The sequence below is a fragment of the Acidovorax sp. Root402 genome, from assembly GCF_001425125.1.
Lineage (GTDB): Bacteria > Pseudomonadota > Gammaproteobacteria > Burkholderiales > Burkholderiaceae_C > Acidovorax > Acidovorax delafieldii.
The window spans coordinates 24,806-36,107 of the sequence record NZ_LMDQ01000018.1 but is presented as its reverse complement, the minus strand read 5'-3'; the positions used below and the strand labels follow the sequence as shown (position 1 = coordinate 36,107).

Genomic DNA, 11,302 nt, shown 5'->3' with positions numbered 1-11,302 from the left:
CTGGCTAGAGGCACATCTGTGCCGTCACGCCGGGGCGCAGGCCTCGCGCCCTGCCCACAACCTCAGGTACGAGGTTCTTCTTCCGGCCAGTCGCGGATGTAGGCCTTGAGCATCTTGTTCTCGAAGTTCTGGCTGTCCACCACGGCCTTGGCCACGTCATAGAAGCTGATCACGCCCATCAGCATGCGGCGGTCCATCACGGGCATATAGCGTGCGTGGCGGTCCAGCATCATGCGGCGCACTTCGTCCATGTCGGTTTCGAGAGTGCAGGTCAGTGGCGCATCGTCCATGGCCGTGCGCACCAGCATCGTGCCCACGCTGCCGCCGTTCTTGACCAGCGCCTGGATCACTTCGCGGAAGGTGAGCATGCCCACCAGGTCGCCATGCTCCATCACCACCAGCGAGCCAATGTCGCGCTCTGCCATCAGGCTCACGGCACCCGCCAGCGGCTCGTCCGGCGATGCGGTGTAGAGGGTGTTGCCTTTGACGCGAAGGATGTCGCTGACTTTCATGGTGCGGAGTCTCCGGGGGATCGGGAAGAATCGGAAAGAGTATGTGTGTGCCCGCACACACCAGCACAACCGCTGGGGTTGCCCAGGTGCTGCAGGCTGTTTGTCAGCAAATATAGCCCACAATGCCCGCCTGCATTGACAACATGGGAGACACACAGATGCCCGGTTACTCCGACCCCGGCTTTGACACGCTGGCGCTGCACGCAGGCGCCAGCCCCGACCCCGCCACCGGCGCGCGCGCCGTGCCCATCCACCTGACCACCTCGTTCGTCTTCGAGTCGAGCGACCACGCCGCGTCCCTCTTCAATCTGGAGCGCGGCGGCCATGTGTACAGCCGCATCAGCAACCCCACCAATGCGGTACTGGAGCAGCGCGTGGCCGCCTTGGAAGGCGGCGTGGGCGCCATTGCCACCGCCAGCGGCCAGGCGGCATTGCACCTAGCGATTGCCACGCTGATGGGCGCGGGCAGCCACATCGTGGCCAGCACGGCGCTGTATGGCGGATCGCAGAACCTGCTGCACTACACGCTCTCGCGCTTCGGCATCGAGACCACCTTCGTCAAACCCGGCGACATCGACGGCTGGCGCGCCGCTGTGCGCCCCAACACCAAGCTGTTTTTTGGCGAAACCGTGGGCAACCCCGGCCTGGATGTGCTGGACATCCCTACCGTGTCGTCCATCGCCCACGAAGCGGGCGTGCCGCTGCTGGTGGACTCCACCCTCACCTCGCCCTGGCTCATCAAGCCTTTTGAACATGGAGCGGATCTGGTCTACCACTCGGCCACCAAATTCCTCTCGGGCCACGGCACCGTCGTGGGCGGCATCGTGGTGGACGGCGGCAGCTTTGACTGGGACGGTCCAAAATCGGCCAGCAAATTTGCCGAGCTGACGCAGCCCTACGACGGCTTTCACAACATGGTGTTCACCGAAGAGAGCACCGTGGGCGCCTTTCTGCTGCGCGCGCGGCGCGAGGGCCTGCGCGACTTTGGCGCCTGCATGAGCCCGCACACCGCCTGGCTCATCCTGCAAGGCATCGAGACCCTGCCGCTGCGCATGGCACAGCACATGCGCAACACCGAGAAGGTGGTCGAATTTTTGGCCGCGCAGCCGTTTGTGTCGCGCGTGGGCCACCCGTTGCTGGAGTCTCACCCCAGCCATGCCTTGGCGCAAAAGCTGCTGCCACGCGGTGCGGGCTCGGTGTTCAGCTTTGACCTCAAGGGCAAACGCGAGCAGGGCAAGAAATTCATCGAAACCCTCAAGGTCTTCAGCCACCTGGCCAACGTGGGCGACTGCCGCAGCCTGGTGATCCACCCGGCCAGCACCACGCATTTCCGCATGACCGACGAAGCGCTGGCGGGCGCGGGCATCAGCCAGGGCACGATCCGCCTGTCCATCGGCCTCGAAGATGCCGACGACCTCATTGACGACCTGAAACGCGCGCTCAAAGCCGCAGAAAAGGCGGGGGCCTGACCATGCACATCCAAGTCAACGGCGCCGCCATCTACTGCTACACCGGCGGCAAGGCATTTGATGCCGCCAAACCGACCGTGGTGTTCATCCATGGCGTGCTCAACGACCACAGCGTGTGGGCCCTGCAAAGCCGCTACATGGCCAACCACGGCTGGAACGTTCTGGCCATCGACCTGCCCGGCCACTGCCGCAGTGGCGGCGATGCCCCCGCCACGGTGGAGCAAGGCGCGGACTTCATCGGCGCGCTGCTCGATGCCGCGGGCGTGCAGCGCGCGGCGATGGTAGGCCACAGCTGGGGTTCCCTCATCGCCATGGAAGCCGCTGCGCGCCTGAAGGACCGCATCAGCCACCTGGTGCTGGTGGGCACCGCCTTCCCGATGAAGGTGTCGCCCGCACTCATCGAGGCCTCGCAGACCGCCCCGGAGAAGGCGATGCGCATGGTCAATGTGTTTTCCCGCAGCACCCTGTCTGCGCCCCCGTCGGCCCTGGGCCCGGGCACCTGGGTGTTTGGTGCAGGCATGGCGCTGGGGCGCAAGGTGCTGCGCAGCAACACGGCAGTCAACGTGTTCCACCGAGGGTTTGTGGCCTGTGACAGCTATGCCGGTGGCGAAGCGGCCATGGCGCAACTGACCTGCCCCGTGCTGTTTGCGCTGGGCAGCCAGGACCAGATGACGGCGCCCAAGGCGGCACAGGGTCTCGTCAAGGCTGCCCAGGCGGCGGGCAAGCAGGTGCAGATCACCCACCTGCCCGTGGGCCACAACCAGATGACCGAGGCGCCGGAAGAAACACTGGCCGCCATCCGCGACTTCCTGGCCCGGTGAGCCCCCAAACCCCGGCGCGCAGGCAGCCCGCAGGGGTTTCAATAGCCGGTTCAGGGTGGCAGACCCGTTGGCGACAGCACCCCCGCACTGCCCCGCTGGTGCGCACCGAGGCCACGGCGTATAACGCGGGCAGAGCCTCAACGCCGCCCGGAGACAACGCCATGACCACCCAGACTGCCGCCTCGCAACCTGCGCCCGCCACCGACCCTCGGGCCTTCAAAAGCTTTGCGGACTTCTACCCGTTCTACCTGAGCGAGCACAGCAACCGCACATGCCGCCGCCTGCACTTTGTGGGCTCCACGCTCACCCTGGTCTGCCTGGCCATGCTGTTGGCCACGGGCAAGCCCCAGTACCTGCTGTACGGCCTGCTCTGCGGCTACGGCTTTGCCTGGGTGGGGCACTTCGGCTTTGAAAAGAACAAGCCCGCGAGCTTCAAGCGCCCGCTGTACAGCTTCATGGGCGACTGGGTCATGTACAAGGACATCTGGACGGGAAAAGTGCCCCTGTGAGATGACTTGAAGCCCCAAAGGCTGGAAGCGCTAGTGCAAAATGCCTCGTTAGCTATTATTTGTATAGCAATGAGCTGCTATTTGAAGGCAGTCATTCACCCTGGTCAACGCGCCTGCAGCACATCCGCCATGTGCAAGCTTTCGAGCCTGGCGTTGACCCACAGCGGCCCGAGGCTGTCCACGCGCTGCAGCAGCAAGCGCTGCACCAGGGGCGCAAGCAAGGTACTTTCCGGGTCGGCCAGCAGCACATAGCGGGACTCGGGCACGTCGGCCGCACTCACCGCAGCATCGGCCACCTGTCCGACCCAGTCCAGCGCGGTCAGGGCTTCCAGCACCGGCTCCAGCTGCAATCCATCGACCCGCAGCAACTGGGCCAGCTGGCTGGGGCGCAGGCCCTTGATGGGCTGCTGGCGCGCTCGGTGCAGCGCCTGCAGCACCTCCACCGCCAGCTGGAACGTCCAGCCCGCCACCGTGCCGCGCCGCGCCACCCCCGCCAGCAGGCTGGGCAAGTACGCGGTCACCACCGCCCCCAGCAGCACGATGACCCAGGCTACATAGATCCAGACCAGCAAGATGGGCAGCGTGGCAAACGCGCCGTACACCACGGAATAGGTGGGCACCTTGCCCAGGTACACCGCCAGCACCTTCTTGGCCAGCTCGATGCACACCGCGACAAAAAAGCCGCCCGTCCAGGCGTGCCGCCATTTCACCGGCGTGTTGGGCACATAGTGGTACAGCGACGCCATGCCGCCCGCCAGCACCACAAACTGGATCGAATCGAACAGCAGCTGCACACCATCGGGCAGGCGCTTGACCAGCCCACCCGAGGCCGACATCACATACGACGTGAGCGCCAGGCTCGCCCCCATGAGCAGCGGGCCGAGTGTGATGGCGGCCCAGTAGATCAGCACCCGCTGGCCCAGCGGCCGCAGGCGCTGCACGCGCCAGATGTCGTTGAGCGTGCGGTCAATGGTCAGGATCAGCGCCAGCGCCGTGGCCAGCAGGATGCTGAACCCCGCCACGCCGAGGCTGCTGGCCTTGGCCGCAAACTGCGTGAGGTAGCCCAGCACCTGCCGCGAGATGCTGTCGGGCACCAGGCTGCTGACCAGCCAGCCCTGCAGCGCATCCTGCAGCTTGCCGAAGATGGGAAATGCGGTGAACACCGCCAGCGCCACGGTGAAGAACGGCACCAGCGCCAGGATGGTGGTGAAGGTGAGGCTGCTGGCCGTGAGGCCCAGGTGGTCCTCACGAAAGCGCTCACGCAGCGTCTGGGCCGTGGTCTTCCATGGGAAGTGCGACAGCTCATTGATCAACGCCTCGGTGCGCGACGCTACTGTCTGTATGGAAAAAGGCATGGCCGATATGATGCCACCCCAATGACTGCCTCCCCCGCCATCCCTCTCCCACCGTCCGACAGCGGTGTTGCTGCCACCCGCTGGCTTGCCACTGGCAGCCTGCTCGCCCTGATTGTTCTGTGCCTGGCCTGGGAACTGGTGCTGGCTCCCGTCAGGCCTGGCGGCTCGTGGCTGGCCATCAAGGCCCTGCCACTATGCATCCCGCTGGCAGGCATCCTGAAAAACCGCATGTACACCTACCGCTGGGTCAGCCTGGTGATCTGGCTGTACTTCACCGAAGGCGTGGTGCGCGGCTGGGGCGACAAGCCCCCATCGCAATGGCTGGCCTGGGGCGAAGTGGCCTTGTGCCTCGTGCTGTTCACCGCCTGCACGCTGCATGTGCGCGTGCGCCAGCGCAACGCCAAGGCAGCCGCCGCTGCGGCGGAAGCCAGCGCAGCGCCACCCGCCCCCTGATGCCCATGTCGCAGCCCTCCGCTACCCGATCAACCCACTGAACCCGTCGCTTCACCCATGACCACCTTGCTCGACACCCTGCGCACCATCGTCGGCCCCGCCCATGTGCTCAACGAAGGCGATCTCACCGCCTGGGAACAGGACTGGCGCCGCCGCGTGCGCGGCAAGGCCCTGGCCGTGGTGCGCCCTGCCAATACGCAAGAGGTGGCCGCTGTAGTCAAGGCCTGTGCGGCAGCGGGCACCGCGATCGTTCCGCAAGGCGGTAACACCGGCCTGGCCGTGGGCTCGACGCCCGATGACAGCGGCACACAGATCGTGCTGAGCCTCACGCGCATGAACGCGGTGCGCAGCGTGGACACCGACAACCTGACCATGACGGTAGAAGCGGGCTGCATCCTGCAGAACCTGCAGGACGTGGCCGAGAAGGCCGGCGTGCTCTTCCCTCTGAGCCTCGCTGCCGAGGGCAGCTGCACCATTGGCGGCAACCTGGGCACCAACGCAGGCGGCACGCAGGTGGTGCGGTACGGCAATGCGCGCGACCTTTGCCTGGGCCTGGAAGTCGTCACCGCCCAGGGGGAGGTGTGGGATGGCCTCAAGGGCCTGCGCAAGGACAACACTGGCTACGACCTGCGCGACCTGTTCATCGGCAGCGAAGGCACGCTGGGCATCATCACCGCCGCGACGATGAAGCTCTACCCCGAGCCCGCCGCACGCCTCACCGCCTGGGCCGCCGTGCCATCCATGGAACACGCCGTGGCGCTGCTGGGCCTGGCGCACAAGCAGCTGGGCGCGGGCCTCACGGGCTTTGAGGTGATGGGCCAGTTTGCGCTGAGCCTGGTGGGCAAACACATGCCGCAGCTGCGCGTGCCGTTTCTGGGCGACGACAACGCGCCCTGGTGTGTGCTGCTCGAAAACTCCGACAGCGAATCCGAAGAACATGCGCGTGCACGGTTTGAATCGCTGCTGGAGACCGCGTTTGAAATGGGCTGCGTGACCGACGCCGTAGTGGCCGAGAACCTCACGCAGGCGCACCAGCTGTGGCACATCCGCGAGAGCATTCCGCTCGCCCAGGCCGAAGAGGGCCTGAACATCAAGCACGACATCTCGGTGCAGATCTCGCGCATCCCCGCCTTTGTGGCCCACACCGATGCGGTGCTGCAACGCGAGATCCCCGGCATGCGCCTGGTCAACTTCGGCCACCTGGGCGACGGCAACCTGCACTACAACGTGCAGGCACCGGCAGAAGGCGACCCCAAGGCCTTCCTGCGCGAGCACGAGGCGCATGTGAACCACCTGGTGTACGAGGCCGTGGCCGAGTTTGGCGGCTCGTTCTCGGCCGAGCATGGCATCGGCGAACTCAAGGCCGACAAGCTCGCCAAGTACCAGTCGCCCGTGGCGCTTGGCATGATGCGCGCCATCAAGCAGGCGCTGGACCCGAAGGGCATCATGAACCCGAAGCGCGTGCTGCAGTAAACCCACAGAAAGCTGACCCATGACCGCTGCCGTGACTGTGCGCCCGGTTCAACCCGAAGACTACGCCGCCTGGCGACCGCTCTGGGACGGCTACAACGCGTTCTACGGCCGCTTTGGCGCCACCGCGCTGCCTGAGCACATCACGCAAGCCACCTGGCAGCGGTTTCATGACGCGGCAGAGCCCATGTTCTGCCTGGTGGCGCAGGACGATGCCACCGGCGAACTCCTGGGCCTCACGCACTATCTGTTTCACCGCAGCATGACGCGCATCGAGCCCGTGTGCTACCTCAGCGACCTGTTCACCCGCGAAGCCGCGCGCGGCCGGGGCGTGGGACGGGCGCTGATCGAAGCGGTGTACGGCGCAGCGCGCGCCGCCCGATCGTCCCGCGTGTACTGGCAAACCCACGAGACCAATGCCGCCGGGCGCCAGCTGTACGACAAGCTGGCCAAGCACCATGGTTTCATCGTGTACGCACAAGAACTTTGACAGCCACCCAAGGTCCGCCCATGACACTGCCTGATCTGCACCGCGCCATCGCCGAACACAAAGGCACGTTCTCCTGTGAGCGCATCAACAAGCCGCAAGAGACCAAAACGGTGAATTTTCAGCACCACATCCAGCCCCCCGCTGCGCTGGATGCCCCCCTGCCCGGTGTGGGCCAGCTCGCCGCTTTCTACGCCACGTTCGGCGGCGTGCTGCTCTACCACGATGCCGACTCGGGCGATGCCGCCCGCTACATCGCCCCACCCGCTGAATGGCCCACGCTGCAAGAGGCGTTTGAGGGCTGGACGGAACACCTGAGCGACGAAGAACGCGAAGAGATCCTGCCCGACTGGATCGAGCACTGCCAAGTGATTGGCGAGACACCCCATTCGGGCAACTACGTCCTGATGGCGACCGATGGCGAGTGCGCCGGCCAGGTGTTCGAGTTCGACCACGACGGTTTTGAATTCACCCACGTGGCTGACGACCTGGTGGACTATGTGCAGCGCCTGCTCCACCTCGACAGCCCCACGCTGGCCAACATCGCTTCGCACATGCGCTTCATCGACAAGAACACGGGGGCACAGTGGTGGATTCTGGAAATGAGCGACAACCAGGGCCACCGGGTGCGTACCGACGTGTGAGCTGCGGCAGGGCAGGAAGCACCTATCGCTATAAAAATGAGAGCTTTCAGCGTATATAAATTGCGCGCCAGAGGCCATTTTTACTAGAACATTCGCTCTCCCGTCCCTGACCTGAGGGGTGACGCCGCCGCCGAAAAGGTGAAGTCACAACACCTTGCGCATTGGCTGTGCCTGTAGCCCCGCCCAGGTTTGCACGGCTCCATGCGGCACATAGCCATGGCGGCGATAAAAGGCCTCCGCAGTGCGTGTGCTCTCCAAACCCAAAGCTGCGAGCCCCACCTCGCGTGCATGGGCCTCCACGTGCAGCAGCAGGCCCCGCCCCACCCCTTGGTGCAAGGCCTCTGGCACCACATAGCAAAGCGCCAGCGTGGGCCGCGCCAGCAGCGCAAAGCCCACCATCGTGTCGCCTCGGTATGCCCCCCATGCTGCAGCGCCCGGCGCGGAGATCCACGCAGCCAGGTTCTCGGGCGTCTTGTTGGCCAGCCAGGCCATCAGGATGGTAGGGTCATGGCCGTGGTCAAGTGCACAGCAGTGGGTGATGGATTGGCGGATGACCGTGCAGGCGGCTTCTGCGGCATCGGGGCCCACAGGGATGATGCGGAGGGCGCCGGAGGCTGCGTTGTCGGGCCTCATGCCGATGCGGCCCGCGAGAAGCCCACCAGCAACACAGCCAGCAATACGTAGAACAAAGATCCGGCGATGTACAGGCCGCTCGCAGTCACCACGCGTTGACCCTCGCGCCGAAACGACAACGCTCCGGCGGGAGCAAACATACGGGCTTCCTGGTGGCGCACATGCTCTGTGCGCCAGCGACCCAGGCTGAGCACACGCACCACCAATGCGCCAGTGAATATCAGCAGCGCATCGAAGGCTGATCACAGCACCGCAACCACAAGATCAGTCATTGGCATCCCCAGCGAATCGGCGACGTTGGATCATAGACGGCCCGCCTCCAAGGGTGCGGGCGCAACCCCCATGTCAGCGCGGGTCTTGGGCTGCGGGATGCTGCTGGCTCCGTGCGCGGGCAGCCTCCCAGCCCGGCGGCACGCAGCCTTGCTCCATCACGCACAAACTGGCGCTGGCCAGCGCATGGCACAGCGCCTGCTGGCACGCATCGGCCGCCAGCGCTTCGACAAACCGCACAAAGCTCGCACCACCGGCAGCCTGCAATTGCCGCAGCAAATGCGTCAGCAGCCCGGCCAGAAAGCTGTCGCCCGCGCCCACGGTGTCCACCACTGGCAGCGGCTGGGCCTCTTTGGCAAAACGCTGCACGCCGTTGCGGTGCAGCAGCCAGGCGCCTTCCGCGCCCAGCGTGAGCGCAAGCAGATGGGCCTGTGGGTTGGCGGCCAGCAGGTGCTGTGCGCGGGCCAGGGCATCCACACCAGGCACAGCCAGATGCTCCAAGTCTTCGTCGCTGGCCTTGATGATGTGGGCGTGGGCCAGCGCGGCGTGCACCGTTGCGTGGTAAGCGGGCAGGTCGGGCATGACGGAGGGGCGCAGATTGGCATCGACCACCACACAGCGGCCTGCGGCGCGCTGGGCGGCCAGCCACGGCAGGTAGATGGCAGTGTCACGCGCGTCGAGCGCCAGCGCGCCGGTGCACACCAACTGCAGCGCGGGCAAGGCGGCGCAGCTATCGCCCAGACCTGCGGCGGACACGGCGCGGTCGGCCACGCCTTCGCGGTAGAAGGCGTAGTCGGGGTGGCCATATGCGTCGAGGTTGACCACGGCCAGTGACGTGACCTGCTGCACGGGCTCGGGCTGGGCCAGCACCACGCCGTCAGCCACCAGTTGCGCAGCCAGTTCACGCCCAAAACGGTCGCGCGACAGGGGGTTGAGGTACTGGGTGCCCACACCCTGTCGCGCCAGCGCGCGGCACAGGTTGTAGAGCGCGCCGCCGAGGCACGGCAGGTAGCTGCCATCGGGGCGGCGGATCAGGTCGATGAGGGCCTCGCCGGCAATGGCGGCGTGGATGGGCGCTGTGCCGTTGGAAATCGTGGATGCGGAAGTCATGGATGTTTGGGAGGAAGCAGACAGTGCGTCAGAACTGCGATTGCAGCGCGGGGTACAGCGCGACAAAGCGGGCATAGCGTTCGGCCAGCTGGGCTTGTTGTGCGGGCTGTGGCATGAAGGTGTCGTCAGCGGGCAAGGGCTGGCACCAGTGGGCTTCGTCACCACCGCAGGCCATGGCGGCCAGGCGCGCGGCCCCCAGGGCGGCTGCGGCGTGTGCGCCCTGCGGGCGCTGCAGCGGGGTGCCCAACGCGCTGGCCAAGAGCTGCGCCCAGGGGTTGCTGCGGGCACCGCCACCGACCAAGGCCAGGGCTGCGTCATCCCGGCGGGCAGCACCACCCTGCCCGGCCCCGGCGGCACGCATGGCATTGAGGCCATCGAGCAGGCCAAAGCCCACGCCTTCCATCACGGCATAGGCCAGGTCCGCCGCTTCGTGCTCGGCCCGCAGGCCCATGAACACGCCGGTGGCAGCCGCGTTGTTGTGCGGTGTGCGCTCGCCACTCAGGTACGGCAGAAACAGTGGCGCCTGCGCCTGGCGGCTGGCGCTAAGGGCTCCCACGGCGTCAGACAGTTGCGCCTCGTCGCCCCGCCCCGTGAGCCGGGTGATCCAGCCAAACGCACTCGCTGCACTGAGCATGACCGACATGTGGTGCCAGCGCTGCGGCAGCGCATGGGCAAAGGCGTGCACGGCGCGCTCAGTGGCGGGCGCAAAAGTGTCCGTCACGCGAAAGACCACGCCCGAGGTGCCCAGCGACACAAAGCCCTGCCCCGCAGTACGGGCGCCCACGCCCACGGCACTGGCGGCGTTGTCGCCCGCGCCAGCAGCCACGACGATGCTGTCACCGAGCCCCCAGCGGCGTGCCACATCGCTGCGCAGTGTGCCTGTGGGCGTACTGCCCTCGGCCAGCGCCGGCATGTGCGAAACATCGAGCCCACAGGCTTGCAACATGGCCGTGCTCCAGGCGCGCGCCTGCACGTCCAGCCACAGCGTGCCCGATGCGTCGGACATGTCGCTCACTGCATCGCCGGTGAGCTGCAGGCGCAGCCAGTCCTTGGGCAGCAGCACAGTGCGGATCTGGTCAAACACGGCGGGCTCGTGCGTGCGCAGCCACAGCAGCTTGGGCGCGGTGAAGCCGGGCATGGCGAGATTGCCGGTGATCTGGCGCGAGGTGGGCACAGCCGACTCCAGCTGCGCACATTCGGCGCTGGCGCGGCCGTCGTTCCACAAGATGGCCGGGCGCAGCACCTGGCCCTGCGCGTCCAGTACCACCGCGCCATGCATGTGGCCCGAGAGGCCGATGCCCCGCACCTGCGCCCACGCTGCGGGAGCCTGCGCGCGCAACTGCGCCACGGCAGTCTCCACAGCGGTCCACCAGTCGGCGGGGTGCTGCTCGCTCCAGGTGGGCTGGGGGCGCAGCTGGGGCACGGCGGCGTCGGCCGTGGCGACCACGAATTGCTGGTCGTCGAGTAACAGGAGTTTGACGCCCGAGGTGCCTAAATCGATTCCGAGGTACATGGGCAAAAGGGGGTTTGGATCAGCGGTAGAACGAGATGACGATGTGGCAACGTGAG

Annotated in this window: 13 protein-coding genes; 7 read left to right on the top strand and 6 right to left on the bottom strand. The window is 66.3% G+C overall.

The window, feature by feature from the left end:
* Window positions 1-62: 62 nt before the first annotated feature.
* Window positions 63-512 carry a CBS domain-containing protein gene (locus ASC83_RS20650; protein ID WP_015013536.1) on the bottom strand — a complete coding sequence of 150 codons (450 nt, stop codon included), beginning with the start codon at window positions 510-512 and terminating at the stop codon, window positions 63-65.
* A 158-nt stretch (window positions 513-670) separates the two neighbouring features.
* On the opposite strand from ASC83_RS20650, the gene ASC83_RS20645 reads away from it, so the two are divergent.
* From ASC83_RS20645 to ASC83_RS20635, 3 genes are all read left to right on the top strand, one after another.
* On the top strand, window positions 671-1,981 hold the full coding sequence (locus ASC83_RS20645; protein WP_056067762.1) for an O-acetylhomoserine aminocarboxypropyltransferase: 1,311 nt from the start codon (window positions 671-673) through the stop codon (window positions 1,979-1,981).
* Between the two features lie 2 nt (window positions 1,982-1,983).
* Window positions 1,984-2,802, top strand: a complete 819-nt coding sequence (locus ASC83_RS20640; protein ID WP_056067162.1) for an alpha/beta fold hydrolase — start codon at window positions 1,984-1,986, stop codon at window positions 2,800-2,802.
* Between the two features lie 161 nt (window positions 2,803-2,963).
* The gene (locus tag ASC83_RS20635; RefSeq protein WP_056067160.1) at window positions 2,964-3,311 is read left to right on the top strand and encodes a DUF962 domain-containing protein; all 348 of its coding nucleotides are present in this window, start codon (window positions 2,964-2,966) and stop codon (window positions 3,309-3,311) included.
* 104 nt (window positions 3,312-3,415) lie between these two features.
* Here the strand turns inward: ASC83_RS20635 and ASC83_RS20630 are convergent, their stop codons facing one another.
* Window positions 3,416-4,666, bottom strand: a complete 1,251-nt coding sequence (locus ASC83_RS20630) for a YihY family inner membrane protein (protein WP_056067158.1) — start codon at window positions 4,664-4,666, stop codon at window positions 3,416-3,418.
* 21 nt (window positions 4,667-4,687) lie between these two features.
* On the opposite strand from ASC83_RS20630, the gene ASC83_RS20625 reads away from it, so the two are divergent.
* The 4 genes from ASC83_RS20625 to ASC83_RS20610 are packed head-to-tail and all read left to right on the top strand — an operon-like array spanning window position 4,688 to window position 7,720.
* Entirely contained in the window at window positions 4,688-5,119 is a 432-nt protein-coding gene (locus tag ASC83_RS20625; RefSeq protein WP_056067156.1) for a DUF2069 domain-containing protein, read from the top strand.
* 57 nt (window positions 5,120-5,176) lie between these two features.
* The gene (locus ASC83_RS20620; protein ID WP_056067154.1) at window positions 5,177-6,592 is read left to right on the top strand and encodes an FAD-binding oxidoreductase; all 1,416 of its coding nucleotides are present in this window, start codon (window positions 5,177-5,179) and stop codon (window positions 6,590-6,592) included.
* A gap of 19 nt (window positions 6,593-6,611) precedes the next feature.
* Window positions 6,612-7,079 (top strand): GNAT family N-acetyltransferase, encoded by a 468-nt coding sequence (locus ASC83_RS20615; RefSeq protein ID WP_056067153.1) that lies wholly within the window; start codon window positions 6,612-6,614, stop codon window positions 7,077-7,079.
* 20 nt (window positions 7,080-7,099) lie between these two features.
* Window positions 7,100-7,720 carry an SMI1/KNR4 family protein gene (locus ASC83_RS20610; RefSeq protein ID WP_056067151.1) on the top strand — a complete coding sequence of 207 codons (621 nt, stop codon included), beginning with the start codon at window positions 7,100-7,102 and terminating at the stop codon, window positions 7,718-7,720.
* A gap of 144 nt (window positions 7,721-7,864) precedes the next feature.
* On the opposite strand, the gene ASC83_RS20605 is transcribed toward ASC83_RS20610, so the two are convergent.
* From ASC83_RS20605 to xylB, 4 genes are all read right to left on the bottom strand, one after another.
* Window positions 7,865-8,353 (bottom strand): GNAT family N-acetyltransferase, encoded by a 489-nt coding sequence (locus ASC83_RS20605; protein ID WP_056067149.1) that lies wholly within the window; start codon window positions 8,351-8,353, stop codon window positions 7,865-7,867.
* Window positions 8,350-8,493: a hypothetical protein gene (locus ASC83_RS24385; protein ID WP_235509432.1), complete on the bottom strand. Its 144-nt coding sequence runs from the start codon at window positions 8,491-8,493 to the stop codon at window positions 8,350-8,352. Before ASC83_RS24385 ends, ASC83_RS20605 begins: the two co-directional genes overlap by 4 nt.
* Window positions 8,494-8,698: 205 nt before the next feature.
* Window positions 8,699-9,733, bottom strand: a complete 1,035-nt coding sequence (locus tag ASC83_RS20595) for a PfkB family carbohydrate kinase (protein WP_056067148.1) — start codon at window positions 9,731-9,733, stop codon at window positions 8,699-8,701.
* Between the two features lie 28 nt (window positions 9,734-9,761).
* Entirely contained in the window at window positions 9,762-11,246 is a 1,485-nt protein-coding gene (gene xylB, locus ASC83_RS20590; RefSeq protein ID WP_056067145.1) for a xylulokinase, read from the bottom strand.
* Window positions 11,247-11,302: the final 56 nt, after the last annotated feature.

Coding starts and splice junctions, on each gene's coding strand:
- ASC83_RS20650 (WP_015013536.1), bottom strand. CDS start 512: ATGAAAGTCAGCGACATCCTTCGCGTCAAAGGCAACACCCTCTACACC.
- ASC83_RS20645 (WP_056067762.1), top strand. CDS start 671: ATGCCCGGTTACTCCGACCCCGGCTTTGACACGCTGGCGCTGCACGCA.
- ASC83_RS20640 (WP_056067162.1), top strand. CDS start 1,984: ATGCACATCCAAGTCAACGGCGCCGCCATCTACTGCTACACCGGCGGC.
- ASC83_RS20635 (WP_056067160.1), top strand. CDS start 2,964: ATGACCACCCAGACTGCCGCCTCGCAACCTGCGCCCGCCACCGACCCT.
- ASC83_RS20630 (WP_056067158.1), bottom strand. CDS start 4,666: ATGCCTTTTTCCATACAGACAGTAGCGTCGCGCACCGAGGCGTTGATC.
- ASC83_RS20625 (WP_056067156.1), top strand. CDS start 4,688: ATGACTGCCTCCCCCGCCATCCCTCTCCCACCGTCCGACAGCGGTGTT.
- ASC83_RS20620 (WP_056067154.1), top strand. CDS start 5,177: ATGACCACCTTGCTCGACACCCTGCGCACCATCGTCGGCCCCGCCCAT.
- ASC83_RS20615 (WP_056067153.1), top strand. CDS start 6,612: ATGACCGCTGCCGTGACTGTGCGCCCGGTTCAACCCGAAGACTACGCC.
- ASC83_RS20610 (WP_056067151.1), top strand. CDS start 7,100: ATGACACTGCCTGATCTGCACCGCGCCATCGCCGAACACAAAGGCACG.
- ASC83_RS20605 (WP_056067149.1), bottom strand. CDS start 8,353: ATGAGGCCCGACAACGCAGCCTCCGGCGCCCTCCGCATCATCCCTGTG.
- ASC83_RS24385 (WP_235509432.1), bottom strand. CDS start 8,493: ATGTTTGCTCCCGCCGGAGCGTTGTCGTTTCGGCGCGAGGGTCAACGC.
- ASC83_RS20595 (WP_056067148.1), bottom strand. CDS start 9,733: ATGACTTCCGCATCCACGATTTCCAACGGCACAGCGCCCATCCACGCC.
- xylB (WP_056067145.1), bottom strand. CDS start 11,246: ATGTACCTCGGAATCGATTTAGGCACCTCGGGCGTCAAACTCCTGTTA.